The organism is Colwellia sp. 5_MG-2023, assembly GCF_030547795.1.
Classification (GTDB): Bacteria; Pseudomonadota; Gammaproteobacteria; order Enterobacterales; family Alteromonadaceae; genus Colwellia.
This window is the reverse complement of sequence record NZ_JAUOPW010000005.1, coordinates 14,673-40,385: the sequence shown is the minus strand read 5'-3', so window position 1 is coordinate 40,385 and position 25,713 is coordinate 14,673. Positions and strand designations below refer to the sequence as shown.

At 36.8% G+C, this 25,713-nt stretch carries 23 protein-coding genes and 1 tRNA gene; 8 read left to right on the top strand and 16 right to left on the bottom strand.

Features of this window, described 5'->3' with window-relative positions; translation table 11 throughout:
- Positions 1–35: 35 nt before the first annotated feature.
- The 8 genes from hscA to trmJ all read right to left on the bottom strand — a co-directional run bounded on the left by hscA (position 36) and on the right by trmJ (position 7,586).
- Positions 36–1,919 (bottom strand): Fe-S protein assembly chaperone HscA, encoded by a 1,884-nt coding sequence (hscA, locus tag Q4496_RS05805; RefSeq protein ID WP_215974420.1) that lies wholly within the window; start codon positions 1,917–1,919, stop codon positions 36–38.
- Positions 1,920–1,969: 50 nt separating this feature from the next.
- Positions 1,970–2,497 carry a co-chaperone HscB gene (gene hscB / locus Q4496_RS05800; protein WP_215974421.1) on the bottom strand — a complete coding sequence of 176 codons (528 nt, stop codon included), beginning with the start codon at positions 2,495–2,497 and terminating at the stop codon, positions 1,970–1,972.
- A gap of 315 nt (positions 2,498–2,812) precedes the next feature.
- Positions 2,813–3,136 (bottom strand): iron-sulfur cluster assembly protein IscA, encoded by a 324-nt coding sequence (gene iscA / locus Q4496_RS05795; RefSeq protein WP_159818879.1) that lies wholly within the window; start codon positions 3,134–3,136, stop codon positions 2,813–2,815.
- A gap of 60 nt (positions 3,137–3,196) precedes the next feature.
- A complete protein-coding gene (iscU, locus tag Q4496_RS05790; protein ID WP_215974422.1) occupies positions 3,197–3,577 on the bottom strand; it encodes a Fe-S cluster assembly scaffold IscU in 381 nt (126 codons plus the stop codon).
- A gap of 75 nt (positions 3,578–3,652) precedes the next feature.
- Entirely contained in the window at positions 3,653–4,867 is a 1,215-nt protein-coding gene (locus Q4496_RS05785) for an IscS subfamily cysteine desulfurase (protein WP_215974423.1), read from the bottom strand.
- 98 nt (positions 4,868–4,965) lie between these two features.
- Complete coding sequence (gene iscR, locus Q4496_RS05780) at positions 4,966–5,457, bottom strand: Fe-S cluster assembly transcriptional regulator IscR (protein WP_215974424.1); 492 nt, start codon at positions 5,455–5,457, stop codon at positions 4,966–4,968.
- A 319-nt stretch (positions 5,458–5,776) separates the two neighbouring features.
- Positions 5,777–6,625 (bottom strand): serine O-acetyltransferase, encoded by an 849-nt coding sequence (gene cysE / locus Q4496_RS05775; RefSeq protein WP_215974425.1) that lies wholly within the window; start codon positions 6,623–6,625, stop codon positions 5,777–5,779.
- Positions 6,626–6,740: 115 nt separating this feature from the next.
- Positions 6,741–7,586, bottom strand: a complete 846-nt coding sequence (gene trmJ, locus Q4496_RS05770) for a tRNA (cytosine(32)/uridine(32)-2'-O)-methyltransferase TrmJ (RefSeq protein WP_215974426.1) — start codon at positions 7,584–7,586, stop codon at positions 6,741–6,743.
- 397 nt (positions 7,587–7,983) lie between these two features.
- Here trmJ and suhB point away from each other — a divergent pair, with 397 nt between their 5' ends.
- Entirely contained in the window at positions 7,984–8,787 is an 804-nt protein-coding gene (suhB, locus tag Q4496_RS05765) for an inositol-1-monophosphatase (RefSeq protein WP_215974427.1), read from the top strand.
- Positions 8,788–9,033: 246 nt separating this feature from the next.
- A complete protein-coding gene (cobA, locus tag Q4496_RS05760) occupies positions 9,034–9,843 on the top strand; it encodes a uroporphyrinogen-III C-methyltransferase (protein WP_303610045.1) in 810 nt (269 codons plus the stop codon).
- Between the two features lie 162 nt (positions 9,844–10,005).
- Here cobA and Q4496_RS05755 read toward each other — a convergent pair whose 3' ends face one another.
- The 6 genes from Q4496_RS05755 to queA form a co-directional block, all read right to left on the bottom strand.
- The gene (locus Q4496_RS05755; RefSeq protein WP_252727676.1) at positions 10,006–11,391 is read right to left on the bottom strand and encodes a DEAD/DEAH box helicase; all 1,386 of its coding nucleotides are present in this window, start codon (positions 11,389–11,391) and stop codon (positions 10,006–10,008) included.
- Positions 11,392–11,658: 267 nt separating this feature from the next.
- Positions 11,659–12,606, bottom strand: a complete 948-nt coding sequence (secF, locus tag Q4496_RS05750; RefSeq protein WP_215974429.1) for a protein translocase subunit SecF — start codon at positions 12,604–12,606, stop codon at positions 11,659–11,661.
- 21 nt (positions 12,607–12,627) lie between these two features.
- Positions 12,628–14,475 carry a protein translocase subunit SecD gene (gene secD, locus Q4496_RS05745; protein ID WP_215974430.1) on the bottom strand — a complete coding sequence of 616 codons (1,848 nt, stop codon included), beginning with the start codon at positions 14,473–14,475 and terminating at the stop codon, positions 12,628–12,630.
- A 331-nt stretch (positions 14,476–14,806) separates the two neighbouring features.
- A complete protein-coding gene (gene yajC / locus Q4496_RS05740; RefSeq protein ID WP_215974431.1) occupies positions 14,807–15,142 on the bottom strand; it encodes a preprotein translocase subunit YajC in 336 nt (111 codons plus the stop codon).
- Positions 15,143–15,306: 164 nt separating this feature from the next.
- A complete protein-coding gene (gene tgt, locus Q4496_RS05735; protein ID WP_215974462.1) occupies positions 15,307–16,440 on the bottom strand; it encodes a tRNA guanosine(34) transglycosylase Tgt in 1,134 nt (377 codons plus the stop codon).
- 117 nt (positions 16,441–16,557) lie between these two features.
- Positions 16,558–17,616, bottom strand: coding sequence for a tRNA preQ1(34) S-adenosylmethionine ribosyltransferase-isomerase QueA (gene queA, locus Q4496_RS05730; RefSeq protein ID WP_215974432.1), 1,059 nt, complete (start codon positions 17,614–17,616; stop codon positions 16,558–16,560).
- 246 nt (positions 17,617–17,862) lie between these two features.
- Here queA and aceK point away from each other — a divergent pair, with 246 nt between their 5' ends.
- The 6 genes from aceK to argS all read left to right on the top strand — a co-directional run bounded on the left by aceK (position 17,863) and on the right by argS (position 24,971).
- A complete protein-coding gene (aceK, locus tag Q4496_RS05725) occupies positions 17,863–19,614 on the top strand; it encodes a bifunctional isocitrate dehydrogenase kinase/phosphatase (RefSeq protein WP_215974433.1) in 1,752 nt (583 codons plus the stop codon).
- A gap of 289 nt (positions 19,615–19,903) precedes the next feature.
- Positions 19,904–19,980 (top strand) — tRNA-Trp (locus Q4496_RS05720).
- A 312-nt stretch (positions 19,981–20,292) separates the two neighbouring features.
- On the top strand, positions 20,293–20,694 hold the full coding sequence (locus Q4496_RS05715; RefSeq protein ID WP_215974434.1) for a DNA polymerase III subunit psi: 402 nt from the start codon (positions 20,293–20,295) through the stop codon (positions 20,692–20,694).
- A gap of 93 nt (positions 20,695–20,787) precedes the next feature.
- Entirely contained in the window at positions 20,788–21,246 is a 459-nt protein-coding gene (gene rimI, locus Q4496_RS05710; protein WP_252727678.1) for a ribosomal protein S18-alanine N-acetyltransferase, read from the top strand.
- A 199-nt stretch (positions 21,247–21,445) separates the two neighbouring features.
- Positions 21,446–23,035, top strand: coding sequence for a peptide chain release factor 3 (gene prfC, locus Q4496_RS05705; protein ID WP_215974464.1), 1,590 nt, complete (start codon positions 21,446–21,448; stop codon positions 23,033–23,035).
- Positions 23,036–23,210: 175 nt separating this feature from the next.
- Positions 23,211–24,971 carry an arginine--tRNA ligase gene (gene argS, locus Q4496_RS05700; RefSeq protein ID WP_303610044.1) on the top strand — a complete coding sequence of 587 codons (1,761 nt, stop codon included), beginning with the start codon at positions 23,211–23,213 and terminating at the stop codon, positions 24,969–24,971.
- Between the two features lie 113 nt (positions 24,972–25,084).
- Here argS and Q4496_RS05695 read toward each other — a convergent pair whose 3' ends face one another.
- Positions 25,085–25,342: a hypothetical protein gene (locus Q4496_RS05695; protein ID WP_252727680.1), complete on the bottom strand. Its 258-nt coding sequence runs from the start codon at positions 25,340–25,342 to the stop codon at positions 25,085–25,087.
- Between the two features lie 26 nt (positions 25,343–25,368).
- On the bottom strand, positions 25,369–25,704 hold the full coding sequence (locus tag Q4496_RS05690) for a ribonuclease E inhibitor RraB (RefSeq protein WP_215974436.1): 336 nt from the start codon (positions 25,702–25,704) through the stop codon (positions 25,369–25,371).
- Between the last annotated feature and the right edge of the window lie 9 nt (positions 25,705–25,713).

Below are 25,713 nucleotides of genomic sequence, written 5' to 3'. Positions count from 1 at the left end.
TTTGTTTTGTCATAAGATACAAGTAAGTTGTTTCTTTATAATTTATCGACAGACTGACCACTTAGCGCTTTATTAATAGAACTATCCATACGTCGTTCAGCAAATACATCTGTCGCTTGATCTAATTTTTTAATCGCGGCTTCAATTGCATCGGCATCATCACCTTGACTGATTTCAGCTAACGAATTTATCACTTGCTCAATAGTAGACGTTTCTTCTGCATCAAGTAAATGATGGTCTAAGGCGATTGCCGCTTTAACCGATTCAATAACCCGCGCAGCCTCAACCTGTTGCTCTTTTAACATACGAGCATCAATATCCGCTTTAGCGTTGTTCATTGAATCTTTAAGCATTTGTGCAATTTTACTATCGTCTATGCCAAAAGAAGGTTTCACTTCAATGCTTGCTTCAACACCTGATGATTTTTCCATTGCACTAACTGATAATAACCCGTCAGCATCAACTTTAAATGTTACACGGATATGGGCGGCACCTGCTGTCATGGCAGGAATACCTCGTAATTCAAAACGGGCTAACGAACGACAATCATCAACAAGCTCTCGCTCACCTTGTAAAACATGCACAGCCATGGCTGTTTGGCCGTCTTTGAAGGTAGTAAACTCTTGCGCTTTTGCTACAGGAATAGTGGTATTACGATGAATAACCTTTTCAACCAAACCGCCCATCGTTTCTAAACCAAGCGATAACGGAATAACATCAAGTAATAATATATCACTGTCAGGTTTATTACCCGCAAGGATATCAGCCTGAATAGCAGCACCAATGGCAACAACTTTGTCTGGGTCAATCGACGTTAATGGTGTTTTATTAAAATATTTTTCTACTTCACTGCGTACTAAAGGCACACGTGTAGAACCACCAACCATTACAACTTCAAGCACTTCATCAACACTAATATTAGCGTCTTTTAAGCTTCGACGGCATGCTCTTAAGGTTTTTTTCACTAACGCTGAAATCAAGCCATCAAACGTTTCTTTTGAGATGTTAGTTGACCATACTTGTTCATTCTTTTCGTTTGATTCATCAGCACTCAGCGTTAAGGTAACCTCAACATTATCCAAGGTCGTTAGTTGTTCTTTTGCATAACAAGCTTGTTTTATTAATTGACGCTCAAGTGTCGGAGACAATGGACGAGTTAAACCAGCCTGCTCAACTAAATAATCAGCAAGAACAACATCAAAATCATCACCACCTAATGCTGAATCACCTCCGGTAGAAAGTACTTCAAAAACCCCTTTATTCAAACGTAATACAGAAATATCAAAAGTACCACCGCCTAAATCATAAATAGCAATAACACCTTCTTGTCCTGAATCAAGACCATAAGCAACAGCTGCTGCCGTTGGCTCATTAAGAAGACGTAATACATTAACACCCGCTAATTTTGCTGCATCTTTAGTACTTTGACGTTGTGCATCATCAAAATGGGCAGGTACAGTAACAACGACGCCGGTAAGCTCTCCACCGAGTGCTTGTTCAGCACGTTGACTTAAACTTTTTAGAATTTCAGCCGACACTTGTACAGGGTTAATATTACCTTTACGTGTAACAATTTCTGGCTTATTTTCGTCACCCGTAAATTGATATGGTAAAGAAGGATACTTACTTTGAATATCAGCTAAAGAGCGACCAATTAAACGTTTAGCCGATACTATAGTATTTTGAGGATCACTCACGCTTAATGATTTTGCTCCTTCACCTACCAAGATATCATTGGGTTGATAACTCACAATAGAAGGTAATATATCACGCCCATCTTGGTCAACTAACGTGCTCGCTTCACCACTTTGCACACTCGCAATAAGTGAATTTGTGGTACCTAAATCGATACCTGCAGCTAATCTATGTTCATGAGGTACTGTGCTAAGTCCGGGTTCTGCTATTTGTAATAAAGCCATGTTTTAATTATGTTCAGTTATTTGAGTTAAAAAGTAAAAGACGCTGTTTGCTAATCGTCAAACAAACTATCTTCAAGACGATCTACTTCAATATTGAGTTTTTGATAAAATTTCAATTTACGTAAGTTATCGCATGCTAACATATTAGCTGCATCAGTGTTTTCGCAAATTTGTGCTTGTAACAAGCTAAAATGTTGCTGATATTCTTGAGCAAGCTCTTGTTGGGCAGCAGCTAAAGCCGCATCAACATCTTCAGCATGAGTAACCTCTTCCAACATCTCTCTAAGTTCCATTTGCCTCATTAAAAAGCGAGTATCACCAAAAGTATGTTGCTCGTTCGGTAATTCTACACCTCGTAAAGTAAGAATATATTCCGCACGTGCTAAAGGTTGTTTGATTGTTTGATAGGCATCGTTAAGCTCTGCCGACTTTTGTACTGCAATGAGCTGTTCTTGGCTAGAAGCATGGGCAAACTTGTCAGGATGAACCGACTTTTGCAGTGTTTGATAGGTTTGAGACAGTTGATTTAAATCGACATCGAAACTAACTTCAATCCCGAATAATTGGAAGTAATTCACTTGGTTACCTAAAGAATTTAAACTCGATTAAGTTTTTTGAATGATAGTTAAAGTTAACGTTATTTAGTGCTAATACAATAAAAGCTAAAACAAGAGCACGAAAATAGACCTTAATCATTATTTCGTACATCCTGTTTTGTGCTCTATACTTGTATTTTGTACTTCAGTTCAATTATTACTTTTTATGCTTGCATTCCGACTCAGTATTTTTTAGCAATTGACTCTTCAGATAATAATATATTATTCAACGAATTTATAAATACTAATAACACAATACTAGAGCCAAACAGAAGCAAACAATAAAGTACTTAGCCGTTATACGTTAAAGCTTTCACCACAGCCACATTCGCCCTTAGCGTTTGGGTTGGTAAACTTAAAGCCCTCATTTAGGCCTTCTTTAACAAAATCTAACTCGATACCATCAAGATAAACTAAGCTTTTAGTGTCAATGATTATGTTAACGTTTTCAATATTAAACATATGATCATCTTCATTTAAATCATCAACAAACTCAAGTACATAAGCCAAGCCTGAGCAACCTGTCGTTTTAATACCTAAACGCAAACCAAGACCTTTGCCTCGATTCGTCATAAAAGATTGAACTCGCTCTGTTGCCGCTGGCGTCATGGTAACTGACATACTACTTTTCCTGTTTTGATTCTTGTACTGAACTTATCTTATTAACTTAAACTCGGTTTATTAACCGTTTTTACTTTTATAATCTTCAATTGCCGCTTTAATAGCGTCTTCAGCTAAAATTGAGCAATGAATTTTTACCGGTGGTAAAGCTAATTCTTCAGCAATGGCAGTATTTTTAATCTGACCGGCTTCTTCAATTGATTTACCCTTCACCCATTCTGTTACCAATGAGCTTGAAGCAATTGCAGAACCACAACCATAAGTTTTAAATTTAGCATCTTCAATAACGCCATCAGCTGAAATTTTAAGTTGTAACTTCATTACATCACCACACGCAGGTGCACCAACCATACCTGTTGCTACAGATGGATCACTCTTATCCATAGAACCAACGTTACGTGGATTTTCATAATGATCGATTACTTTTTCGCTATAAGCCATAATATTTTCTCCTAACAGTTATCACTTTCTTTTTAATCCTTACCAACCTAATTGCCAGTAAGGAATAGATTAAAATTAGTGAGCTGCCCATTCAATTGAGTCTAAATCAATACCGTCTTTGAACATTTCCCAAAGCGGTGACATATCACGTAAGTGACCAATAGATTTCTGTATTAAGTCGATTGCATAATCAACTTCTTCACTTGTAGTAAAACGACCAAAGCTAAAACGAATTGAGCTATGTGCCATTTCATCATTTAAACCAAGCGCTCTTAACACGTAAGAAGGCTCTAAACTTGCAGAAGTACAGGCACTGCCTGATGATACAGCTAAGTCTTTTAACGCCATAATTAATGATTCACCTTCAACAAAGTTGAAGCTTACATTTAAATTACCAGGATAACGTTTGTCAAAGTCGCCGTTAACAAACACTTGTTCCATTTGGTTTAAACCAGCCCATAAACGATCGCGCATAGCAGTTGCATGTGCAAGATCTTGTGCCATTTCTTCTTTTGCTATACGGCAAGCTTCACCCATACCAACAATTTGGTGAGTCGCTAATGTACCAGAACGCATACCACGTTCATGTCCACCACCGTGCATTTGTGCTTCAAGACGAATACGAGGTTTACGACGTACATATAATGCGCCAATACCTTTAGGACCATACATTTTGTGAGCTGAAATTGATAACAAATCTACTTTTAGATGCTGTAAATCAATATTAATTTTACCAGCACTTTGTGCAGCATCAACATGGAAAATAATTTTACGTGCACGACACATTTCGCCGATTTCGCCAATATCTTGAATAACACCAATTTCATTATTTACATGCATAATACTAACTAAAACAGTATCTTCGCGCATAGCTGCTTCAAGTTTTTTCAAATCAATCAAGCCATTATCTTCAGGATCAAGATACGTAACTTCAAAGCCTTGACGTTCTAATTCACGACATGGATCTAATACAGCTTTATGTTCTGTTTTACACGTAATAACATGCTTACCTTTTTTACTATAAAAGTTAGCAGCACCTTTAATAGCAAGGTTGTCTGACTCTGTAGCACCTGAAGTAAAAACAATTTCACGTGGATCAGCATTAATTAATTCAGCAATTTGGTTACGCGCAACATCAACTGCTTCTTCGGCTTGCCAGCCAAACTTATGTGAACGGGATGCAGGGTTTCCGAAATGACCATCAGTAGTCATATACTGCATCATTTTTTCAGCAACACGTTTGTCAACAGGGGTCGTTGCTGAGTAATCAAAATAAATAGGAAGCTTCATTGGCTCTCTCTCTCCACTTGTACGAATATTTAACTTAGCGCTTTATCAACTAACTATTGCTCTAAATACAGCACTAAATTAATGTAAAAGTTAATACGTTATAAATTAATAGGAATAATGGTTTCTAACGATGACTCTTTTTTACCAGATATATGCATATCACTTTGGCGTTGTGACACAGTTTTCACATCATTTTTAGTAATAAGTTCAGCCAATGATATGTTTTGTAAAAACTCTTCAATACGCTGACTCAAACCTTGCCATAGAGAATGCGTTAAACATTGCTCTCCTCCTTGACAGTTACCCTTGCCCTGGCACTTTGTCGCATCAACGCTTTCATTAACAGCGCTAATAACATCAGCAATAGCAATTTGTGCTGAACATCGACCTAAGCGATAACCACCACCAGGGCCTCGGATGCTAATCACTAAACCGCTTTTACGTAATTTAGAAAACAATTGCTCTAAATACGATAAAGAAATGCCTTGTCGCTCTGAAATATCAGCTAATGATACCGGGCCACTTACTGCATGAATTGTAACATCAAGCATTGCAGTTACGGCATAACGACCTTTAGAAGTTAATTTCATAATGTGCCCATTTAATCCACGTTAGTGACATATTTGATGACATATATAATCAGCTATTTTAATAGTACATAACATTGCGATAACGCACTGAATGCGATAATTGAGCGCAATTTTACATAACCCTACAAAATAGTCAAACATATACCCGAGTAATCTAGTCAAGTATTTTACACTAAGATCATTAAATGGAAAAGTAATACTTGACTATTTTAATCAACTATTACTTTTATAGTAAGAAAATCAAAAACAAAAAAGACAGTAATTAAAACAAAATCAACAACTTATATTTAAATTATATTTATTAAAGCTACATTTCTGTTTAAATTTCAGGATCAAAGCTTTCTACTTTGCTTTCTCGGCGTTTAGCCGCAGCTTTTTTATCTTCCACAAATTCGCCAACACGTAACTCAGGTAAATCGTTCGGGCAAATATTACCACCTAACTGATTCACTTCTTTACAAACCTTTGAAACACGGTCGTCCATTAAATGCATATGATCTAACAAGCGCCCTATTGCTTTAGCCACAGGATCAGGACTATCCGCAGAAACGGCATAAGCATCGAAGCCGAATTTTTTCGCCGCTTTATCGCGCGACTCTTTATCTAAACTGGCACCAAGTTTTTCACCCAACTCTTTATCAAGTAACGAGTTAGTACGGCCATTAACAATACGTGCAGGAATACCAACGGCAGTCGCATTTGCAGGTAAATCTTTAACAACAACAGAATTGGAGCCGACTTTACCGCCCTTACCAATAGTAATAGGACCAAGCACCTGAGCACCAGCACCAATAACTACGTTGTCTTCTAGCGTAGGGTGACGTTTTCCAGCGTTCCAACTAGTACCACCTAAGGTTACGCCATGGTACAAGGTAACATCGTCACCAATTTCAGAGGTTTCACCAATAACAACGCCCATACCGTGATCAATAAAAAAGCGACGACCGAGTTTTGCACCTGGGTGAATTTCAACACCCGTTAACCATCGAGAAAATGTAGATAGTACACGTGCCAATAACTTCCAATTAGCCTTCCATAGTTTATGACTTAATCGGTGAATCCAAATAGCATGTAAGCCGGGGTAATTAAGTAATACTTCAAGGCTGGTACGGGCGGCAGGATCTCTGTCGAAAACACTATTAATGTCTTCTTTAATACGGCTAAACATATTGGTTCCTTTCTTTCATTCACTGACTAAACTTACTGACTGGCTACTAACCATAATTTAATAGTTACTGAGCGCTTTCACAGAGTATTTCTCTTATTAAAATTACAGAACAGTATTAATTTTTTTCACTTTTATGATCGGATGCTTTGTCTATTGAAGTCTTAGCAGAAGCTCTTTCAACTGAAGCAAGAATACCACGCATCATTTTTATTTCTTTTACGTCTGGGCGAGCACGGTTAAACAATCGTCTTAACTTAGTCATCACTAGACCAGGGTGACTTTCAACAATAAAACCAGTACCTAACAATGCATTCTCAAAATGCTGATAAAAGCGCTCAGTTTCTTCCGTTACTGGATACACTTCATTGTCTTCACTTTTCGCATTAATTATTTTTTTACCGATATAATTACCATTACCAGTACTACGCTCTTGATGTTCATTATCAATAGACAACAAATAACTAGTACGAACCTCATAGCTTAGGGTTTGCACTGCCATAGCTAAATTTAATGAACTGTAATCAGGATTAGCTGGGATTTGCACATGAAAATGACACAGCTGTAGTTCGTCATTAGTCAATCCACTGCTTTCTCTACCAAAAACTAAGGCAACCGGATATTCATGTGCTTCAGCAATTAGTTTTTCACCACAACCTCGTGGCTCTAACATAGGCCAAGGTAAGGTACGTGAACGAGCACTGGTGCCAACAACCAAGCCACAATCTTCAATTGCTTCACTTAAAGTACTAACAACTTTGGCATTTGCTAACACATCAGTGGCACCAGCAGCTAACGCTTGCGCTTGACCATTAGGCATTTCTATTGGATCAACCAAAATTAACTGGCTTAACCCCATTGTTTTCATCGCTCTTGCAGCGCTACCAATATTACGGCAATCGGACGTATTTACTAAGACAATACGCACTTGATCTAATAAACTATTACTTTTTGAATCTGACATGTTACTTTATGCTCTTACTTTGTTTCATTGTTGGCTGGCTTTACACTACATTAAAGAAATATATAAAGTAATTGCCTCCCAGTTTTTATGCCTGTGATTCTAACATAGAAGAATACTGCTGTGACTAATAAAAAACACGTAAAATCAACAAATCAAATTCGCTTAACATAGTTTATTTTCCTATATAGCTGCTCACACAAAGTCATAGCAAACATAAACAGCTTATAAATTAAACTATTTATTTCAAGTTCCCCCCTCGCTAAAAAGATTAGAACTTGCTATACTGCGCGCGCTTGAAATTATAAGGGGACTTATCCCTGATAGATAAAAATATATTTTCTCTATCTTTCAAAGCGACTCGTTCTTTTAAAAGCCATTTACAAATAGGTACATTATTATGCATCCCATGCTAAATATTGCCGTGCGCGCTGCGCGCAATGCAGGAAAAGTTATTATTCGCTCATTTGAGCAACTTGATAAAGTAGAAATTGAATCAAAAGGTTCTAACGACTTTGTGACCAGTGCTGATCTTGCAGCAGAAGAAGCAATCATTGAAACTATTCGTAAATCATACCCTGCTCACACGATTATAGGTGAAGAGTCAGGCGTATTAACTGGCTCAGACGATGACTATCAATGGATTATTGATCCATTAGATGGCACAACAAACTTTATTAAAGGCATTCCACATTTTTCAGTATCAATTGCACTGAAAGTAAAAGGAAAACTTGATCAAGCCGTAGTATTTGACCCTATTCGTGGTGAAGTATTTTCTGCAAGCCGTGGTAAAGGCGCACAATTAAACGGTATGCGTATTCGTGTAAAAGCTCATAAAGAATTATCAGGCACAATTATAGCGACGGGTTTCCCACATAAACAAAAGCAGCATACAACGGCCTATATGGCAATGTTTACTACTTTATTTAAAAAATCATCCGATCTTCGCCGTGCAGGCTCTGCAGCATTAGACTTAGCCTATGTTGCCGCGGGTCGAGTTGATGGTTATTTCGAAATAGGTTTAAAACCTTGGGATACTGCTGCGGGTGAATTACTTGTTATCGAAGCCGGTGGTTTAGTAACAGATTTCGTTGGTGGTCATAACCATGCTTCATCTGGAAATATTGTGGCAAGTAGTACAAGACTACAAAAAGAAATTTTACAAAATATTCGTCCGCATTTAGGCGAAGCGTTAAGTAAGTAGTTAGTTGCATAACTAAGTCACTATTTAACTAAGTAAGTGGCTAGCACAGCTAACAATACCAACAACGTATAAGTTATATTTTTAAAAAGCGCCTATTGGCGCTTTTTTTGCTTTAATAAAAGATGAAACATAAATACAATTAAAAAATTATCTTCTGTTAGCGTCTTAATTAGAAGTAAAAACTAGTAACTAATACTGAAACAGTTACGAATATTAACCCCACTATTAAAAGCAGCCAGATCCATAATGAAATCTTTTCCGCAGTATATACCACCAGCACACAAACAACTTTTCACCCATGGCGAAGTTGCTTTAGTTGGCGCAGGCCCTGGTGATCCTGATCTATTAACCTTACAAGCTTTTCGATTCATTCAACAAGCAGAAGTTGTCATTTATGATCGTTTGGTAAGTGAAGAGATAATGGCGCTATTGCCCGCTAGCTGCGAGAGAATCTACGTAGGTAAAAAACAGGCTGACCATCGTGTTCCACAAGACACTATTAATCAAATTCTAGTAGACAATGCCAAGTTAAATAAGAAAGTATTACGACTAAAAGGTGGTGATCCCTTTGTGTTTGGACGTGGCGGTGAGGAAGCGAAATTTATAGTAGATAGAGGTATTGCTTGTCATATCGTTCCTGGAATGACAGCCGCATCCGCCTGTACCAGCTATGCAGGTATTCCATTAACACATCGAAAAGTTGCTCGAAGCTGCACCTTTATTACCGGTAATGTGCAAGATAATGGTGCACTTGACCTGCCTTGGAAGACATTAAATGATCCTGAGCAAACCGTTGTGTTTTATATGGGGATAAAAAGTTTACCTATTATAACCCAACAGCTAATTGAGGCTGGCCGTAGTGAAAATACACCAGCAGCATTAATCAGAAAAGGCACACATCAATATCAACAAGTGATTAAAGGTAACTTAGCAACGTTAGAAGAGCTTGTAATATTACATAACATCAAGCCACCTAGCCTAATTGTTATTGGTGATGTGGTTGATACCTTTGCTGAGCTAGAGTTGAAAAACTTAGGCTATTTAACACCCGCGTAAGTACATTAACAATATAAACGAAGAGCGATAACAAGAGATACCTTAGCCGCTATTATTTAGCTAAACTTGAATGTGACTAATAAAACTTAAGTACGATTAAATTGTTCCTACAACCTATTCGATATAGGCATTTTTAAACGTACTTAAGTACTCTGTAGTGGTTTATGTGTTGTTGTTTCTTCTTTTACTTGCTGTCGCAGGTTTAGCATTACGTGGCTTTTGCTGGGCATTACTGTTATTTTTATTGTTAACACTTTTCTGACCATTGTTGCCAGAACGTTGACCAGCTTTATGTTCAACCTTTTCACCATTAAACGCTTTTGCTTTCTTTGGCTTCTTCGCTTTTAATGCTCTAATTGCTCTAGACTCACCTAACTCATTAACAGGAATAAATTGCTCTAGTATTTTACGTTCAATATGTTGCTGAATAACATTTTCAATATCCCATAGTAAACTCAATTCATCAGCACAAACAAGTGATACAGCTTGCCCTGTGTTACCTGCACGCGCGGTACGTCCAATACGATGAACATAATCTTCCGGTACATTCGGTAAATCAAAGTTGACTACATTAGGTAGCAAGTCAATATCAATACCACGCGCGGCAATATCAGTGGCAACTAATACCTGTACAGTACCGTCTTTAAAAGACGCTAACGCTTTAGTACGTGCACCTTGGCTTTTATTACCGTGAATAGCCGCTGCGGTTAACCCCTCAGCTTCTAAATATTTCGTGAGTTTATTTGCACCATGTTTAGTTTTGGTAAACACAAGCACTTGTCGCCATTCATTTTCTTTAATTAAATGTGTTAATAGCGCTGGTTTACGTTTTTTATCTACCGGTGTTAGCCATTGCGTCACTTTTTCTGCAGTTGAATTTTCAGCATTAACAGAAATTTCTAATGGGTTATGTACTAATCCTTTAGCTAAAGCACGAATATCAGCTGAAAATGTAGCTGAGAAAAGCAAATTTTGACGCTGCTTAGGTAGAACAGAAATAATTTTTTTAATATCACGAATGAAGCCCATGTCTAACATACGGTCAGCTTCATCTAAAATAAATACTTCTAATTGAGAGAATTTAACTGCATTTTGATTATATAAATCCATCAAACGACCAGGAGTCGCAACTAATACATCAACCCCTTGCCTAAGTCGCATCATTTGTGGATTAATTTTAACGCCACCAAAAACAACAGTTGAATGAAGATCTAAATATTTGCCGTAGGTTGCAATACTGTCACTAACTTGTGCTGCTAGTTCTCTAGTTGGCGTTAAAACTAAGGCTCTAACATTATTTGATTGCACTCGACTTTTTGCAGTACCACCTTTGGATAACTTTTCTAATAAAGGTAAGGTAAAGCCTGCTGTTTTACCTGTGCCTGTTTGTGCGGCTGCCATTACATCTCTACCAGCAAGTACTGCAGGAATAGCCTGTGCTTGTATTGGTGATGGTGTGTCGTAACCTTGGTCACGTACGGCTTTAAGTAATGGCTCAGATAAGCCTAAGTCAGTAAATTTAATTGTATTAGTGGCAATGGTGCTCATAAATAATCTCTTGGGTGATGTTCTGGAATACGAGCAGCGATATCAGCGATTAATACCTAATGGTATAAGACAACCTGCTAATTATACCAATGGGGACATTAGAACGGTGCAGCATACAGTATGCGTGTCTGTAGTGCAAAACTTTACCCCTTTTACTCATAAAAAATCGCTGTTGGCGTATAAAAAAAACCGAGCAACAAAGTTGTTCGGTTTTTTTTATTGAGTAGGTTAACCAAGATATTGGATAGCCCGTAAAATAAGACTAGCTTATGGCATCATTTCTTCTTGATCTTCACCTTCTTTTTCAATAACTTCTGGTATTAGATCTTCTCTTGAAATCCCCAAACCTAATGCAACTAAAGAGGCTACATAAATTGAAGAGTAAGTACCTACAAACACACCAAATAGTAAAGCCGTTGCAAAGCCGTGAATTAATGCCCCACCTTTCCAGAACAATGCAGCTAATACTAATAACGTTGTTATTGACGTAATAATTGTTCTGCTCAACGTTTGAGTCAGTGACATATTAATTATTTCTTCTGGTGAAGTATCACGTATTTTTCTAAAATTCTCTCGAATTCGATCTGACACAACAATAGTATCATTAAGTGAATAACCAATAACGGCTAATATTGCTGCAAGTACGGTTAAATCAAATTCTAACTTTAAGAAAGAGAATAGTCCAAGTGTTAATAAAACATCATGAAACAAAGCAACTACAGAGCCAACCGCAAAGCGCCATTCAAAACGAAAAGCAACATATACTAAAATACAAATAAGCGCTGTTAGCATGGCTAAGCCACCCTGCTCTGCTAATTCATCACCAACACTAGCACCAACAAACTCAATACGGCGCATATCTACTTTTTGATGTGTACCTTCTTCAAGAATAGCCAGTATTTCATTACCCAGCATTTCCGCTTTCACGTCATCACGTAGACCTAAACGAATAACAACATCACGACTACTACCATAAAATTGCACCTTGGCATCTTCATGATTATTGTCTTCCATAAGTTGACGTAGTTTTTGTAAGTCGGCAGCTTCTTCAAAACCAACTTCAATTAACGTACCACCAGTGAAGTCTAAACCAAAGTTTAACTTATTAACCGCTAATGAATAGGCTGCAGCCATCATTAATAAAGCACTAAAAACCATCGCAAATTTGCGATACTTCATAAAGCTGACGGTTTCTTTTAACTGTAAAATTTGCATTATATTTAAATTCCCGTCTGACTATATCGATAACTTTTCAAGGCGTTTTCCACCCCAAATAGAATTTACTACGGTTCGTGAAGCAATAACCGATGTAAACATTGAAGTAATAATACCTATTGATAAGGTAACTGCGAAGCCTTTAACAGGCCCAGTGCCAACAGCAAATAATATTAATGCGGCAATTAAAGTAGTTATATTGGCATCAATAATGGTTGAAAACGCTGCTTCATACCCTTGGTGAATTGCTTGTTGAATTGTTTTGCCTTCACGTATTTCTTCACGAATACGTTCAAATATGAGTACGTTAGCATCTACCGCCATACCTACTGTTAGTACAATACCCGCCATACCAGGCAATGTTAATGTAGCTCCAGGAATTAACGACATTATGCCCACAATTAAGACTAAGTTAGCAAGTAATGCAACGTTAGCGACTAAACCAAAAGCACGGTAATAAATAGCCATAAATACAAATACTAAGCCAAAACCTAGTAAGATAGCTTGGAAACCTAATTGAACGTTTTCAGCACCTAATGTTGGACCAACTGTACGTTCTTCAACGATGGTAATTGGCGCAATTAACGCACCAGCACGTAATAATAAAGCTAAGTTATGCGCTTCAGCTTGTGAGCCAGATCCAGTTATACGAAAAGTTTTACCTAAACGTGCTTGGATAGTAGCAACTGAAATCACTTCTTGAACTTTTTCAAAAATAATATTTCCGTCGGCATCACGACGTTCTGTTGGCTTATATTCAATAAATACTGTAGCCATAGGCTTGCCAATATTGCTTTTAGTACCGTTAGACATTTTACTACCGCCAGCACTATCAAGTGAAATATTAACTTGTGGACGAGAGTACTCATCAAAACCTGAAGTAGCGTCAGTAATATGATCACCGGTTAACATAATACGCTTTTTCAATAAGGTCGGTTGACCGTCTTTATCTGTTAGTAAAATAGAGCTAGGTGGAATTCTGCCATTTAATGCAGCAGATAAGTCACCTTCTGTATCAACTAAACGAAACTCTATTGTTGCCGTAGCATTTAGAATTTCTTTTGCTTTGGCGGTATCTTGAACGCCAGGTAATTCAATAACAATATGCTTTTTACCTTGGCGTTGAACCAATGGCTCAGCAACACCTAACTCGTTCACACGGTTACGAATAATAGTAATGTTTTGTTGAAGGGCATATTCTTGAATTTCTTTAAGTTTTGCCTCAGTCATTTGTGCTGTAAGCGTTAACGTGTCGTCATCAGAGTTGAATAATAAATCGTTATAACGTCTTTTCAGTAACGATAAACCTTGCTCTAGATCTTCTATTTTACGGAACTTAACTGTAATAAAGTCGCCATCATCTTTTACGCTGCGGTAACGAATTTTTTCGTTAAGTAAATCACCACGAAAATCACCAACCATACCTTCTTTAACTTTGTTAATGGCTTCTTGCATATTAACTTCCATTAAGAAGCTAACACCACCACTCAAATCTAAACCTAGTTTCATTGGTGTGCCACCAATGCTTGCCAGCCAATCAGGCGTTGCCGGTGTTAAGTTTAGGGCTACTGAATATTCGTTTCCTAGACTATCATCTAACACATCACGTGCTTTTAATTGGTCTTCGGTATTTTTAAAACGTGTTAATACTTGGCCGTTTTCTAAGGCAACACTAGCGTATTCAATATTGTTGTCAGTTAAGTGCCCTTTAATTGTATCAAGGGTGGTAACGTTTGCTTCAACACCACGTAAACCAGAAACTTGTACGGCTGGATCTTCACCATATAAGTTAGGTGTGGCATAGAGCGCACCTAAAGCAACGATTAACGCTACCATTAGTGTTTTCCATAAAGGGTATTTATTTAACACAATTCTTCCTTTTTCTATTTATTGTGTTCATGTTTTATTCTTATAATAATTAAGTTAATCTAATTATTTGAATGAAACATAAACGAAACAGCTATTAGTTTTCTTTATTTCAACTTTTCTCTTTATAGCTTTCGTTAATGCATCAACTATTCACTATATATCAACGACCTACCTGCCGTTAGTGTTAAACTTGTGATCTCATATTTAAACATCTATTCAGTTAGTAATGTCACTAAAAGGAAATACTAAATTGACTAATACCAATAAGTATTTCCTTCCTGCTACAATGTTAAATAATCTCAATTCAAGTTAAATAGCAAAGAGGTGAATACTATAAAGATTTCATTGTGCCTTTAGGAAGTACTGCATTAACAGCGCCTTTTTGTACTGTTACTTCTGTACCTTCAGCGATGCTTACAACGATAAAGTCTTTTTCGTCAGATACTTTAGTTATTTTACCAACGATGCCGCCTTGCGTTAAAACTTCATCACCTTTCGATAAAGCTGACATTAAGTTTTTATGTTCTTTAACACGTTTAGCTTGTGGACGATAAATCATAAAGAAAAATACTAAACCAAATACCGCTAACATTATCATCATTTCCATACCACCACCGGTTGATGCTGGAGCGCCTGCGGCGTGGGCTGTACTTATAAATAAACTCATAATATCCTCTTACTTTTTTATAATTAGTTAGTTGCTTTTCAAGTAATGCTAAGCGACTAGGTTATTTCACATTTGACGATTATTCGTCGTTTTTTTCTACTATATGATGTGCTCTTAATATATATATTCTAAACATTTATATTGTAAACATTCATATCTGAATTTTAAATTTGTTTACTACCTTCGGCTAAAGGTGGTACAGGCAAACCTCTAAGTGAGTAAAACTCTTCAACAAAGTCGTCTAATTTACCTTGCTCTATCGCATCACGCAAACCTTGCATGACTTTTTGATAAAAGTGTAAGTTATGTAATGTATTTAGTTGCGAGCCTAAAATTTCTTTACACTTATCTAAATGATGTAAATAGGCTCGTGAGTAATTTTTACAGGTATAACAGTCACAGGTTGGATCTAATGGTCCAGTGTCGGTTTTATTTGTAGCATTACGAATTTTTACCACCCCTGTATTAACAAATAAATGTCCATTACGTGCATTTCGTGTTGGCATCACACAATCAAACATATCAATACCGCGACGCACACCCTCAACTAAATCTTCAGGTTTACCAACACCCATCAAGTATCGGGGCTTATTTTTAGGAATCAAGGGGGCAGTATGATCTAATATTCTGATCATATCTTCTTTTGGTTCACCTACTGATAACCCACCGATTGCATAGCCGTCAAACTCAATAGCTTTTAGACCGTTAATTGATACTTCGCGTAAGTCTTCGTACATGCCGCCTTGTACAATACCAAATAATGCATTAGGGCTGTCACCATGTGCATCTTTTGAACGTTGTGCCCAACGAAGTGATAGTTCCATTGAATCTTTAGATTCTTTATGTGTTGCAGGATATGGCGTACATTCGTCAAAGATCATAACAACATCTGAATTTAAACTACGTTGCACTTCCATTGAACGCTCAGGCGTTAACATAATTTTCTCGCCGTTTACAGGTGAACTAAAACGTACCCCTTCTTCGGTAATTTTACGCATTTTACCTAAACTAAAAACTTGAAAACCACCTGAATCAGTTAAAATTGGCTTATCCCAATTCATAAAGCCATGTAAACCACCATGCTGCTCGATAATATCTGTACCTGGACGTAACATTAAGTGGAAAGTATTACCTAAGATAATATGGGCACCCGTTGCTTCAACTTCTTCAGTTTTCATGCCTTTTACAGTACCGTATGTACCAACAGGCATAAAAGCAGGTGTTTCTACTATGCCACGCTCAAAGGTTAAGCGACCACGACGAGCCTTGCCGTCAGTGTTTAATAATTCATACTTCATTCGTTGTGTCATAAATAATTATTCCTACCTATCAGCGAAACAGGCTGATGGTTCTTATTCAAAGTGTCTACCTTGTACGGCTAAACATTAATTATTGTTCCGTTAGTGATAGTGTTGTTAACTATTTTTAGCAAGTTCTTGTTTTGTAAGAAACATAGCATCACCATAACTAAAGAAACGGTATTTTTCACTAATCGCATGTTGATATGCATTCATAATATGATCATAACCTGCAAAAGCGCTCACTAGCATTAATAAAGTTGATTCAGATAAATGAAAATTAGTTAATAATGCATCAACTAACTGAAATTCATACCCTGGTGTAATGAAAATATCAGTATCACCATAAAAAGCCGTTAACTCAGTTCCTTTTTCTTGTGCTGATTTTGCCGCACTTTCTAATGAACGCACAGAGGTCGTACCAACAGCAACAACTCTGCCACCAGCAGCTTTAGTTTTATTTATTTGACTAACAACTTCATCTGGCACTTCAACATATTCGGCATGCATAATGTGGTCTGCAATTTCATCAACTTTTACTGGCTGGAATGTGCCTGCGCCTACATGCAAAGTAACAAACGCAAGTTCAACACCTTTAGCTTTAATTTGCTCAAGTAAGGCATCGTCGAAATGTAACCCTGCGGTCGGTGCAGCTACAGCACCAGGCTTTTCATTGTATACAGTTTGATAGCGTTCACGATCACTATTTTCATCTGGTCTATCTATGTATGGCGGTAACGGCATATGGCCAATATCATCCAAAATAGAAAGTATTGATTTATCACCTTTAAATTTCAGCTCAAATAAAGCACCATGGCGAGCAACCATCGTTGCTTCCGCCTTTCCTTCAAGTATAAGCTCAGCACCTATTTTAGGTGATTTACTCGCACGTATATGCGCCAATACCGTACTTTTATCAATGAGTCTTTCAACCAAAACTTCAATCTTACCACCACTGGCTTTTTGTCCAAACATACGTGCTGGAATAACGCGGGTATTATTAAACACTAATAAATCACCTGCGGTTAATTGTGCCAATATGTCTTTAAAACCAAGATCAGCGATTGCGCCACTATTGCCGTTAAGCGTCATTAAACGACTTCCTGTGCGTTCTGCCATAGGAAAACGAGCAATTAACTCGGAGGGTAAATCAAAAGAAAAGTCAGATACACGCATAGTAAATAGTTAAGAAAACCTTGCTGAAAATAAAGAGAAATATGAAGCGCGTAATTTTAGAGATCCCCGCCTTTGATAGCAAGTTAAATAATGTTTTTCCCTTTACAAATGCTAGTTTAAGCTCTGTTACATTAATACATATCAATATAACTATGAATTATGTTGAATATTTTACTAAAAGAGTCTGTTTAATTACTTATTTTCGAGTATGCTTTTATTATCTTTTCTCAATATTTGTGCCTGATTATGACTAACCTTGCTTCTACAATAGCGAAACATATAATTAACGGATTTGACCGACATATACACCTGTTTATTGAAATTACGAAATCAGCACAACAACGTTTTCAGCAGTGTCAATGGGCAGAAATTCAAAAGGCTGCGAAAGCAAGAACTACTTTTTATGAACAACGAGTAGAAGAGTCTTTTAATACACTTAAAAAAGATTTTTCAATTACGTCGCTTGATGACGAACTATGGTTACAAGTTAAAAAAGAATATATCGACTTATTAGCTGTTCATAACCAACCGGAACTTGCTGAAACATTTTATAATTCAGTATTTTGCCGTTTATTTGAACGTAAGTATTATCACAATGATTATATTTTTGTAGAGAGTACCGCTCATCGTTTAGATGATAGACCAACCCCTAAAATTTACACTAGTTACAAACCAGCTGAAAAAGGTTTAAATCAAACCATTTGCGATATTATGAACGCGCACAAAAGCACAGTGCCTTTTGTTGATCTTGAGGGTGATGTAGAAGTATTAATTCGTGCCTTTCGCCGCAAAGCACACAAAACACTTGCGAAGGTTAAAGATTTACAATTTGATATTTTAAACTTCACTTTTTACCGCAATAAAGGTGCTTACTTAATTGGTAGAGTTTTATCACCTGCCGGTGAAACACCTTTTATTGTTGCTGTTTTAAATAATGAAAAAGGCGGTTTGTACATTGATGCGTTACTAACTAAAAGTGAAGATATGGCGGTAGTATTCGGTTTTGCTCGTGCTTACTTTTTTGTTGATTGTATACATCCTTATGCATTAGTAAATTTCTTAAAGAGTTTAATTCCACATAAAACAAAAGCTGACTTATATTCTGCTATTGGTTTTCATAAAGAAGGAAAAACACAATTTTACCGAGATTTTTTAAATCATCTTGATAACAGTGATGATAAGTTAACCTTAGCGCCTGGCATAAAAGGCATGGTGATGTCGGTATTCACGTTGCCGTCATACCCTTATGTTTTTAAAATAATTAAAGATAAATTTTCCCCAAGTAAGAATATGACTCGCGCTGATGTAAAAGGAAAGTACCGTTTAGTTAAACTTCATGATCGCGTAGGACGTATGGCGGATACCATGGAATATTCCGAAGTTGCCTTTCCTAAAGATCGATTTAACGATGAATTATTAGAAGAACTTCACAAAGTTGCTCCCTCCCTAATTCGCTATGAGGATGATTTACTGATTATTGAGCATTTATATATAGAACGCCGAATGGTGCCGCTAAACCTTTATTTAGCAAAAGCGAATGATGAAGAGTTAGAGGAAGCACTCTACGGTTATGGTCAAGCCATTAAGCAACTTATTTCGGCTAATATATTCCCTGGTGATATGTTGCTAAAAAACTTTGGCGTGACTCGACATAATCGTGTGATATTTTATGATTATGATGAAATTACCTATATGAATGAAGTTAACTTCAGAGTAAAACCTGTTGCGGTTACTGAAGAGCAAATATATGCCGCTGAACCTTGGTATTCTGTTGCACCTGGCGATATGTTCCCTGAAGAAATAGCAACATTTGCCTTGGCAAACCCTAAATACCTGAAAGCATTTAAAATTCACCATGAAGATTTACTAACGGCAAGTTACTGGCAAGAGTGTCAGAAAAATGTAGCAAAAGGTCTTTATGTTGATGTTTATCCTTATCCCGATAAATTCAGGTTTTGTGAAATGAGAAAGTCGATGAACAAGCAACCTGTGACTTAAATAGAAAATGAAACTCGCTCCTAAGCTAAATGTTCTACTTAACATTTAGCTTATTATTTTCTTTAATTAGCTATTTTCAAGCTCATTAACAAACTAATGAGCCAAATTCAGGTTTTCACTTAGACTGCTGTCACTCAATTTAGCGACTAAGGTTATTCCAAATGAATCATAGTTAGTCGTAAATACAACAAATTATGGCGGTTAAATAACCGAACAGACAAATAATTCAATTTTATAACAATTTATTCTTTACCTTTTGCTGTTCATCAGTATAATTCAAATCCGTTGCAGGGGTGTAGTTCCAATTGGTAGAACAGCGGTCTCCAAAACCGATGGTTGGGAGTTCGAGTCTCTCCACCCCTGCCATATTCTTAAGGCCTAGAATTTATTCTAGGCCTTTTTCGTTTCTTCTTCTTTATTTTTTATTGCTTAGGGTAAACATTCGAAGAATCTCCCCTCACAATCAATATTCTTTGATTAGACCTTATTTATAGCAATCACCCTGCACAATTTTCAGACCATATAGTTTAAGGTTGGCTATTCTTTAGTAAAGTTTACTTTTTAGTTTTTACTAATTCTGGCATCATGTGCCCTAGTATCATTTTCAAATTGATACTTTCTAACTTATACGTTCTAATTTATACAGATAGAACTAAAGCCTTTTTATGAGTACCTTTTATGGCTATTAACCAAAGACAATTCGAGCAACTTACTGAAATGGGCATTAGCTTGTGGCAGCATAAGATTGTGGCAGGTAACCATAACTCATCAAATAAAGATAACGGAAAGGCGGCAATAGATTATCTAGCACAAACAGAAATGACATTATCTGATTTATTAACTAAACAAGTTTTTATCGATATATTACAATCTGTCGATATCTCTATTGGTGAAGTTAGTTATAAAAAAAATCACCTCGACTTAGGCTTATTTAATTGGTATTTCAATTCAACAGAGAATAATGAAATAGCCATTTATTGTGATAACAATAATTTATTTAGCCCAAGTATTGCAAAGATCAGTCAATCTCCAACATTAAAAAAACAATTATGGCAAACCATTACCCAAAAACTACTTTGAACCACTAATAATAAAAACTAAGACTTCAAAAGAGTACTTAACGTTATTAACTGAAAATAAGCAGTACTAAATTAAGAGCCAACGATTAAAACCATGAGTAATTTATTGAAATATACCCCGATAACAACTGACGATATATCTCAGTTAATGCCGATAGAAAATACTTGTCATTCTCACCCATGGACTGAAAAAACTTTTTCAAGTTGTATTGGTGGACGATACTTTGGTGAAAAGCTTGCGGAGACAACAGAAAAAATCATTGGCTTTTATGTTGGTGAATTTGTAGTTGATGAAGCAACTTTAATGGATATATGTGTTGATCCAACAGAGCAAAGTAAAGGCTATGGCAAAAAACTATTACATCACTTTATTGAGCAAGCAAAAGCAAAAGGTGCTATTAAAATTTGGTTAGAAGTACGAGCAAAAAATATAAGTGCGCAAATGCTATATATGAATGCTGGCTTTATCGAGATAAGCCGTCGAACTGGTTATTATCCAAGTAGTAAAGGCTTTGGCTATGAAGACGCTATTGTTATGTCGCTTAAGCTCTAGCTATACAGTTATGCCATATAAGAAAATTATTTAGCATTACCTAACACAAAAATAAGTTAATCTGCACAAAAATAAAAAGTCGCTTAATGCGGCTTTTTTTTTTGTGCTATAATGCGCCAAATTTTTTTTCAATTATGATTATCCTTAAAATATAAGGGTTTTCATGTTGAGTACCTTTGTGTTTACCAAGGCAGTATTAATGACAACCGACACTTTACAGGCAGCAGCGGTAAATATCCGCAGAACCTTTGCTATTATTTCGCATCCTGATGCGGGTAAAACGACTATAACTGAAAAAGTACTTTTATTTGGTCAAGCCCTACAAAAAGCCGGTACGGTAAAAGGCAAGAAATCAGGTCAACATGCAAAATCTGATTGGATGGAAATGGAAAAAGATCGTGGTATTTCAATTACTACTTCAGTAATGCAATTTCCTTACAATAATTGTTTAGTTAACTTGCTTGATACGCCAGGTCATGAAGATTTTTCTGAAGATACTTACCGTACTTTAACAGCGGTTGATTCATGTTTGATGGTTATTGATGTAGCTAAAGGTGTTGAAGCACGTACCATTAAATTAATGGAAGTTACTCGTTTACGCGATACACCTATTATTACTTTCATGAACAAAATGGATCGCGATGTACGTGATCCAATGGAAGTGATGGATGAAGTGGAAGATGTACTAAAAATTAAATGTGCTCCTATCACCTGGCCAATAGGTATGGGTAAAGAGTTTAAAGGTGTTTATAACTTAATCACTAACGAAACTTTTTTATATCAGTCTGGCTTAGGTCATATGATTCAAGATGTTCGCATTATTAAAGGTTTAGACAACCCAGAGCTTGATGCAGCTGTTGGTAGTTATGCAGAAGATTTACGAGATGAATTAGAACTTGTGCAAGGTGCATCACACGAGTTTAATTTAGAAGAATTTTTAAAAGGTGAATTAACACCGGTATTTTTTGGTACAGCTTTAGGTAACTTTGGCGTTGACCATATGCTTGAAGGCTTAACAAAATGGGCACCTAAGCCACTTCCTCGTGAAACAAATGTTCGTACTGTTCATGCGGAAGAAGAAAAATTTTCTGGCTTTGTATTTAAAATTCAAGCCAATATGGACCCTAAACATCGTGACCGTATTGCTTTCATGCGTATTTGTTCAGGCAAATATGAAAAAGGCATGAAAATGAAACAAGTTCGCTTAGGTAAAGATGTTAAAATTGCTGACGCGGTAACCTTTATGGCAGGCGATCGTTCAAATGTTGAAGAGGCTTACGCCGGCGATATTATTGGGCTACATAACCACGGTAGCATTCAAATTGGCGATAGTTTTACTGCTGGTGAAGATATGAAGTTTAGTGGTATTCCTAACTTTGCACCTGAAATGTTCCGTCGTATTCGTTTACGTGATCCGCTTAAAGCCAAACAATTACAAAAAGGCTTAATTCAGTTATCTGAAGAAGGTGCCGTTCAAGTATTTAGACCATTTATTAACAACGACATGATTGTTGGCGCTGTTGGTGTTCTTCAGTTTGAAGTGGTTGTGCAACGCTTAAGAACTGAATATAAGGTTGATGCGATTTATGAACCAATTAGCGTAGCAACAGCACGTTGGTGTACTTGTGATGATGAACGTACTCTAGAGCAGTTTAAGAAGAAAGCGGGGGATAACTTAGCATTAGATGGAGGTGATAACTTAACGTATATTGCACCAACGATGGTTAATTTGTCTCTAGCGCAAGAGCGTCATCCAGAAATAGCGTTCCATTCAACCCGTGAACACTAATTTTGCTTCCTAAATAAATTTTTTGCGGTATTGTCGGCGTAATTTTATCTAGTCACATAGGAGCCTATGCTCCCTGATAAAATTGCTTAACGGCTTTACTAAAATCCAATTTAGTTTGCAAAATACGTGAACTACTATTGGCAAACGAATAAAATAAACGAAAAGATTAAACAATATGAATATTAAACAAATACTTGCCGAAAAAGTTAGTGCCGCTATGGTTGCTGCTGGTTTACCTGAAGACACTAACCCCGCTATTAGTTTGTCAAACCGTCCACAATTTGGTGACTATCAAGCCAATGGTGTGATGGGTGCAGCGAAAAAACTTAAAACTAATCCACGTGAATTAGCGACTAACGTTGTTGAGCAATTAGATTTATCTGGTATCGCAAGCAAAGTTGAGCTGGCAGGCCCAGGCTTTATTAATATTCATTTAGATGAAGCTTGGTTAACAGCTCAACTAAACCAAGTCGCTAAAGATGACTTTACCGGCGTGACACAACGTGGTGTTAACGCTAATGATGACGCGAAAACAGTGGTTGTTGATTACTCCGCACCTAACCTAGCTAAAGAAATGCATGTTGGTCATTTACGTTCAACTATTATTGGTGACGCAGTTGTACGTGCTTTAGAATTTCGTGGTGACAAGGTTATTCGCCAAAACCACATGGGTGATTGGGGCACGCAATTTGGCATGTTAATCGCTCATTTAAGCGATAAACTGGCAGGTAATGAAGTTGCTGAAACAGCACTTGCTGATTTAGAAAATTTTTATCGCGAAGCAAAAATTCGCTTTGACAACGAGGAAGGCTTTGCCGATAGAGCTCGTGCTGACGTAGTTAAATTACAAAGTGGTGATGAAGCCTGTGCTAAATTATGGCAACAGTTTATTGATATTTCTATTACCCACAGTGAAGAGATTTACGAAAAGCTTAATGTCTCATTAAAACGTTCTGACATTATGGGTGAAAGTGCTTATAACGATGACTTATCTACCGTTATCGATGAGTTAATGGCAAAAAAAATTGCTGTTGAAGATCAAGGCGCTAAAGTTGTTTTCATTGATGAAATGGCAAATAAAGACGGTGAGCCATCAGTATTTATAGTACAGAAATCTGGTGGTGGCTTCTTGTATGCAACTACCGATTTATCAGCCTGTCGTTACCGTAGCGGTAAGTTAGCTGCTGATCGTATCATCATATTTACGGATGCTCGCCAAGCACTGCATTTTAAACAAGTTGAAATTGTTGCTCGTAAAGCTGGCTTCTTACCTGAAAATGTCGGCTATCAGCATTGTCCGTTTGGTATGATGATGGGGGATGATGGAAAACCATTTAAAACACGTACCGGTGGCACAATTAAGCTAGCTGAATTACTTGATGAAGCGGTTGTTCGTGCAAGCGCTTTAATTAAAGAGAAAAACCCTGAAATTAGCGACGATGATTTAGCGCTAATCTCTAAGAAAGTAGGTATAGGCGCTGTTAAATTTGCTGACTTATCTAAAAACCGTACCAGTGATTACATCTTCAACTGGAAAACTATGTTGAGCTTTGAAGGTGCAACAGCACCTTATTTACAATATGCTTACTCACGAATTCAAAGTATTTTTTCTAAAGCGGGTATTAAGCCTAGTACATTAAAAAATGATGTAACGATTAATATTATTGAGCCACAAGAAAAGGCGCTTGCCTTAAAGATATTACAACTTGAAGACACGATTGATGCAGTAATTAGTGAATGTACACCGAACTTATTATGTAATTACCTTTACGAATTAGCTAGCCTGTATATGACTTTTTATGAAGCCTGCCCTATTCTTAAAGAAGACATTAGTGATGACGTAAAAACATCACGTTTAGCATTATGCCAAGTAGTTTCAGATACATTAAAACAAGGCTTAGACATTCTAGGTATTGAAGTAATGGACCGTATGTAAAAGTCAATTTTTACAAGTAAAGCCTATCTTACAAGTAAAAACCATGAGATTCCGTTGTTCACCGAATACGGAGTCTCATGAATTGACTATGCCAGTTAACTATTTAGCATTAGCTAAGCAAAATCTAACTGCAGATCAGTACAGCCTTTTTTACAACGAATACCAGGAATAATACTACTGTCAGTAGTGAGTTTTTCCTGCTTACTCTTATCTGACTTAGCTTGCTTTGGAGTAGAAAGTAGCAGTGGTTGCTGACATTCAGGGCAAATAACAGTTTGTCCTGCCATAACTTTTTTCATCATTTGTTTTTGTTTGGCAAATGAGTCTTTACTCGCTTTTTGTAATGCTGCAAACTTTTCAATATCTATCATTATTCTTTCTTCTTTTATATGAAAAGCTAAACACAGTAAAAGCCATCAAACTTGCCGTTTAAAGGCGCACAACTCGCTTCTAATAACTCTTGATAAGCACTAATATTCTCATGACTTAACGGCATTTCTGGGTAAGCTGTTATTTCCCAAGGATAGGCTTCATCATCTTCAAAAGGTGTAAAAGATAACTTTTGATTATTCTCAAGTAATAATTGACCAAATTGTAACGCTAACGTCTGCGATGGAAATAATACTGAGAATTCGACTTCTCTTGGAACTTCTAGATCACCACCACTTTGCTCAAGCTCCCACAGGAAATTACCAATATTGTCTTGGGGGAAAAGGCTTAAATCACGACTCATATTACACTC

Bases quoted from the DNA above. Each gene is read 5' to 3' on its own strand.
- hscA (WP_215974420.1), bottom strand. From the start codon at position 1,919: ATGGCTTTATTACAAATAGCAGAACCCGGACTTAGCACAGTACCTCAT.
- iscA (WP_159818879.1), bottom strand. From the start codon at position 3,136: ATGTCAGTTACCATGACGCCAGCGGCAACAGAGCGAGTTCAATCTTTT.
- iscU (WP_215974422.1), bottom strand. From the start codon at position 3,577: ATGGCTTATAGCGAAAAAGTAATCGATCATTATGAAAATCCACGTAAC.
- Q4496_RS05785 (WP_215974423.1), bottom strand. From the start codon at position 4,867: ATGAAGCTTCCTATTTATTTTGATTACTCAGCAACGACCCCTGTTGAC.
- iscR (WP_215974424.1), bottom strand. From the start codon at position 5,457: ATGAAATTAACTTCTAAAGGTCGTTATGCCGTAACTGCAATGCTTGAT.
- cysE (WP_215974425.1), bottom strand. From the start codon at position 6,625: ATGTTTAGCCGTATTAAAGAAGACATTAATAGTGTTTTCGACAGAGAT.
- trmJ (WP_215974426.1), bottom strand. From the start codon at position 7,586: ATGTCAGATTCAAAAAGTAATAGTTTATTAGATCAAGTGCGTATTGTC.
- suhB (WP_215974427.1), top strand. From the start codon at position 7,984: ATGCATCCCATGCTAAATATTGCCGTGCGCGCTGCGCGCAATGCAGGA.
- cobA (WP_303610045.1), top strand. From the start codon at position 9,034: ATGAAATCTTTTCCGCAGTATATACCACCAGCACACAAACAACTTTTC.
- Q4496_RS05755 (WP_252727676.1), bottom strand. From the start codon at position 11,391: ATGAGCACCATTGCCACTAATACAATTAAATTTACTGACTTAGGCTTA.
- secF (WP_215974429.1), bottom strand. From the start codon at position 12,606: ATGCAAATTTTACAGTTAAAAGAAACCGTCAGCTTTATGAAGTATCGC.
- yajC (WP_215974431.1), bottom strand. From the start codon at position 15,142: ATGAGTTTATTTATAAGTACAGCCCACGCCGCAGGCGCTCCAGCATCA.
- tgt (WP_215974462.1), bottom strand. From the start codon at position 16,440: ATGAAGTATGAATTATTAAACACTGACGGCAAGGCTCGTCGTGGTCGC.
- queA (WP_215974432.1), bottom strand. From the start codon at position 17,616: ATGCGTGTATCTGACTTTTCTTTTGATTTACCCTCCGAGTTAATTGCT.
- aceK (WP_215974433.1), top strand. From the start codon at position 17,863: ATGACTAACCTTGCTTCTACAATAGCGAAACATATAATTAACGGATTT.
- Q4496_RS05715 (WP_215974434.1), top strand. From the start codon at position 20,293: ATGGCTATTAACCAAAGACAATTCGAGCAACTTACTGAAATGGGCATT.
- rimI (WP_252727678.1), top strand. From the start codon at position 20,788: ATGAGTAATTTATTGAAATATACCCCGATAACAACTGACGATATATCT.
- prfC (WP_215974464.1), top strand. From the start codon at position 21,446: ATGACAACCGACACTTTACAGGCAGCAGCGGTAAATATCCGCAGAACC.
- argS (WP_303610044.1), top strand. From the start codon at position 23,211: ATGAATATTAAACAAATACTTGCCGAAAAAGTTAGTGCCGCTATGGTT.
- Q4496_RS05695 (WP_252727680.1), bottom strand. From the start codon at position 25,342: ATGATAGATATTGAAAAGTTTGCAGCATTACAAAAAGCGAGTAAAGAC.
- Q4496_RS05690 (WP_215974436.1), bottom strand. From the start codon at position 25,704: ATGAGTCGTGATTTAAGCCTTTTCCCCCAAGACAATATTGGTAATTTC.